5 protein-coding genes are annotated in these 4,946 nt (G+C 36.0%); all 5 read left to right on the top strand.

Annotated elements, in window-relative coordinates; translation table 11 throughout:
* Window positions 1–566: glutamate ligase domain-containing protein (locus ABX784_RS15435; RefSeq protein WP_372655960.1), on the top strand; the 566-nt coding region annotated here is incomplete at its 5' end.
* Window positions 566–1,462, top strand: a complete 897-nt coding sequence (locus tag ABX784_RS15430) for a UDP-N-acetylmuramate dehydrogenase (RefSeq protein ID WP_372655959.1) — start codon at window positions 566–568, stop codon at window positions 1,460–1,462. The genes ABX784_RS15435 and ABX784_RS15430, both read left to right, overlap by 1 nt.
* A gap of 8 nt (window positions 1,463–1,470) precedes the next feature.
* Complete coding sequence (locus ABX784_RS15425) at window positions 1,471–2,250, top strand: hypothetical protein (protein ID WP_372655958.1); 780 nt, start codon at window positions 1,471–1,473, stop codon at window positions 2,248–2,250.
* 81 nt (window positions 2,251–2,331) lie between these two features.
* Window positions 2,332–3,570, top strand: a complete 1,239-nt coding sequence (ftsA, locus tag ABX784_RS15420; RefSeq protein WP_372655957.1) for a cell division protein FtsA — start codon at window positions 2,332–2,334, stop codon at window positions 3,568–3,570.
* Between the two features lie 13 nt (window positions 3,571–3,583).
* Window positions 3,584–4,946: cell division protein FtsZ (ftsZ, locus tag ABX784_RS15415; protein WP_372655956.1), on the top strand; the 1,363-nt coding region annotated here is incomplete at its 3' end.

Raw genomic sequence — 4,946 nt, 5'->3', positions numbered from 1 at the left:
TTGAGATAACAATCACAATTCCTGGTAAGCACAATATCTTAAACTCATTGGGAGCAATTGCTCTCGCCTATAATATGGGTGTTCCTTTTAAAGAAATCGCTAGTTCAATAATTAAATTTGATGGTGTTGGAAGAAGATTTCAAACATTACTAAAAGAAGAAAAGTTTGAAGTTATTGATGACTATGCTCACCACCCTACTGAGATAGATGTGACTTTGAAGGCAATGAAAGAAACACGTCCAGATAAAGAGATTGTCGTAGTGTTTGAGCCCCATAGATATAGTAGAACAAGAGACTGTTGGGATTCATTTTTACATTGTTTTAACTCTGCAGACAGGGTTTATATCTCACCTATTTACCCTGCAAGTGAAAAACCAATTGCTGGAATCGAGAGCGATAGATTAATTTCAGATATAAATCAACTTCATCCAGATCTTGTTCACAAACTAGACTCTATTGAAAATATAGACTCTATAATCAATAAATATAAGAATGAGAATGTAACTCTAGTTACATTAGGTGCAGGTTCTATTGGTCGAATTATTAGAGAGAAGACAAATAACTAATGAATATAGAAAATATAGTTACAGGCATTGATGGTATTGTTTTTGAGTCTAAAAAAGATTTAACAAAACATAGTACGATGAGACTAAAGTGTGTTGGTGACTTGATAACGGTCACTAGTGTCTCAGGTTTAAAGTCATGCTTGAAAACGTTGTCTGAAAATTCAATTGAATATAGAGTTTTAGGAATGGGGGCAAATCAGCTTCTTTCTGAGACTTCTGAAATTCCGTATATAAAACTATCTCTTCCATTTGATAAATCGTATTTATTAAATGCTAGAGATACTTACCTATTACCTGCTTCTGTAACTTTAAGTGTTTTATCTTCACATGCTGTAAAGAAAGGTCTTAAGGGATGGGAAGCATTTACTGGAATTCCGGCCACACTAGGTGGTGCCATCTTTATGAATGCAGGTACAAACCTTGGAGAAATAGGTCCACTTGTAACTAGAGTTTTTACTATCACTAAAGAAGGTGAAGAGAATATTCACTTAATGAATGAAGATTCATTTAGTTATAGAAAGCAAAACTTTCTTGCAGATGGTGAATTTATTTATCAAGTAGAAATGAAACATTTTGGTGAAGACCCGAGTATTTCTAAACAAATTAAAGAGTATTTAGAGTTAAGAAACCGTACACAACCTCTCAAAGAGTGGACATGTGGTTGTGTTTTTAAGAATAGTAAACATAAGAGAACTTGCCTGGCCGGAAAATTTATTGATATAATGGGTTTAAAGGGACTTACTTACAATGGAATGAGGATAAGTCCAAAGCATGCCAACTTTATGGAGAATACAAATTCTTCTTCACATAAAGATGTCGTCGCTCTAATAAATATAATCAAGGATGAACTTCTACTTCAATACGGTGTCGAATTTGAAACGGAAGTAAAACTTTAGGGCCATAAATGATAAAAAGTTCTTCAAAATTAAGATTTCTATTGATCACTCCTGTGTTGCTTCTATGTGTATTCATGGTGGAAGAAGGTGTTACTTCTTTAGGAATTGAAAAGCGTCTTGAAGTTAAATACAGAACTTCATTTGGTAGATGTCCTTCTAGAGCTGCTGGAACATTGACACTTCAGCTTATTAAGTCTTTTGAAAAGAATAAATCTCTTAGAGATGTAAAAACAAAAATAGTTAAAGATAAGTTAGATGAGAAGCACTTTATATCATCATATAAAGTAAAATATGATCCTTTAAAAAAATATTTACACTTCACTTATGAGTGCCCAGAGCCATTGATGAAAGTTCAAATATATAAGGAAGGTGGTCTTGAGTCTTATGAGGCCATTCTTGTTGATAATGGAAAATTATTTGATCCAACTTATGAGGTTTTATTGAGAACTGAGGATAAGCTAAATTATGATCTTCCTTTCTTGGCCTTACCTGTTGGTGATATGGATGAAAAAATTCAAAAAGATATAACTACTTTAGTTTCGGGAATGCCGATAAGTTTTAGAAAAAAACTTGCAGAAGTTATTATTAACGATGATAAAGAATTAACAATTATACTCTCGTTAAACAATCATCCATCAAGTGTTTTTATGGGGCCTGATGAGTGGGCGTTGAAAATGACTAAGTTAGCCAAGATAGTTAACTACATGGAATTAAAGAAGAAAATCCCTGCAATTATTAATCTAACAAATTCAAAAAAAGTTGTTGTCAAGTTTAACGACAAATTCTAAAATTTTCATAACACCTTATTTAAAAAAAATAAATAGGGCAAAATCAACGGATTGATTGAAAATCAGTGAGAAAGGAATCTCATGAACGAAAAAAACATCATAGTCGGCCTAGACGTTGGCACAACAAAAGTCTGCACCATAGTTGGTGTTCAGGGTCCTAATTCAGAATTAGAAATTATTGGTATCGGTACTCACCCTAGTCATGGGCTGAAGAAAGGTTCTGTCGTAAATATAGATAAGACAGTTCGCTCTATTCACAGCTCAATTGAAGAGGCAAAGTTGATGGCCGGAGTAAATATTAGTAGCGCAACAATCGGAATTGCAGGAAGCCATATTTATAGCTTCAATAGTTCAGGTGTTGTAGCAATCAAGGGGAAAGAGATCACCCCTGCTGATGTAGATAGAGTACTGGAAGCTGCTAAGGCCGTTGTAATACCTTCTGATAGAGAAGTGTTACATGTAATCCCACAAGAATTCCGAGTTGATAATACAAATGGAATTAAAGATCCAGTTGGTATGTGCGGAGTAAGGCTTGAAGCGCATGTTCATATTGTTACGGGCTCAATTCCATTAATTCAGAACTTAGTAAAGTGTGTTGAGCAAGCAGGTGTTATAGCAAACAGAGTAACACTTCAACCTATTGCTTCGTCTGAGTCAGTTCTTTCTTTAGAGGAAAGAGAGATGGGAGTTATTCTCGTTGATATTGGTGGTGGAACTACTGATATTGCAATCTGGAAAGAAGGAAGTTTAATTCACTCTCAAATTATCCCTGTTGGTGGTAATCATTTTACAAATGATTTAGCGATAGCTTTAAAAATTCCTCATGCAGAAGCTGAGAGAATTAAAATAAACCATGGTAGCGTGTTGGCAGAACAATTAAACCAATCTGCTCATATTACGGTTCAAGGCCTGAGTGGAACTAAGCCTAGAGAAGTTCAACTGAGCTTAATTGCAGATGTTCTTGGAGCTAGGGCGGAAGAGTTATTTAACATTATAAGAAATATCATTGCAGAGAAAAATCTTGGTAATGAGATCACTGGTGGAATAGTACTCACAGGTGGGGGCGCACTGATTAAAGGTGTGGCAGAACTTGGTGAGTATATTATTGAACGTCCAACAAAGATTGGATATCCAGCACCATTTGGTGGAATGACAAATATTATGCAGAATCCGAAATTTTCTACAGTTCTTGGTCTATTGATTGAGTCAAATAGAAATGAACTGGTTCATGTAGATGAAAAAGATATTAATAACAATCAAATGGATTTGATTGGGAAATTTAGTGATTCCCTAAAATCTGTTTTCAAAGAAATTTTTTAATTAGGGGGCTCTCATGTTTGAGATGACAGAAGAACAAGCAATTTTAACAGATGGTGCAAAAATTAGAGTAGTTGGTGTTGGTGGCGGCGGATGTAACGCTGTTAATACAATGATTAAGGCCGGTCTTACTGGTGTTGAGTACATTGTAGCTAATACTGATCAACAAGCGCTAAATGCAAACTTAGCACCAACAAAAATTCAACTAGGTGCTGAAATCACTAAGGGTCTAGGAGCAGGTGCAAACCCAGAAGTTGGTCGCAAAGCGGCGATGGATGAGTATGAGAAACTAAGTGAAATACTACAAGATTCTGACATGGTCTTCATCACTGCCGGTATGGGTGGTGGAACTGGAACTGGTGCAGCTCCCGTGATTGCTAAGCTAGCTAAAGAGTTAGGAGCATTAACTGTTGGTGTTGTTACTAAGCCTTTTTTATTCGAAGGTAAGAAAAGATTCCGCCAGGCAGATGCAGGGATTCAAGTTTTAGAAGAAAACGTTGATTCATTAATTACGATTCCAAATCAAAGACTTCTTTACATGGCGGGTGAGAGTTTATCACTTGTTGATACATTTAAAAAAGCAGATGAAGTACTTTTAAATGCTGTTAGAGGTATCTCTGATCTAATCAATACAACAGGTCATATTAATGCTGACTTTGCAGACGTTAAGACAGTAATGGCAAATAAAGGTCTTGCTCTTATGGGAACAGGACTTTGTTCAGGACCTGATAGAGCTATCAAGGCGGCTACTGAAGCAATCAGTTCACCACTTCTTGAAGATATTTCAATCAATGGTGCAACAGGTATCATTATCAATATTACTGGTAATGCATCACTTACAATGCATGAAACAAATGAAGCTGTTACTCTAATTATGGAAGCAGCAGATGATGATGCAGAAATTATCTTTGGAACAGTAATTGACGACACAATGGAAGATAATATCAAGATTACTGTTGTTGCAACAGGACTTGGTGGATTAGAGAAAGTGGCAGCACTTCCTCAGAATCGTTCAGTACAAATGGTGGAAAAGTTAAGACCAGTACAAAGACAACAAGAAACTCCAAACTCATGGAGACAAGAAGATGCTGTAGAAGAGACAAGAGAAGAAGTTGTGGCTAGAGAGCCTCAACAGGCTCAAGCTCAACCACAACAAACTTGGTCTGAGCCAGTTCAAACTCAACATGTAGAAGAGAGAGAATTTGTTAAGACAACTCCAGAAGAAACAACACAAACTTGGAGAGAAGAAAAGTCTTGGAATGAAGAGCCTGCATATAGAGCAACGGAAGAAACTCAACAGGGTACTTTAGCTCAATCTATAAAAGATGCAGCAGCAAGATATGAAACAAACAAAGTTGAGCAACCTCAACATACTCAAG

It is taken from the genome of Halobacteriovorax sp. (genome assembly GCF_041587335.1).
In the GTDB taxonomy this organism is placed as follows: domain Bacteria; phylum Bdellovibrionota; class Bacteriovoracia; order Bacteriovoracales; family Bacteriovoracaceae; genus Halobacteriovorax.
This window is presented reverse-complemented; position numbering and strand designations above follow the sequence as displayed.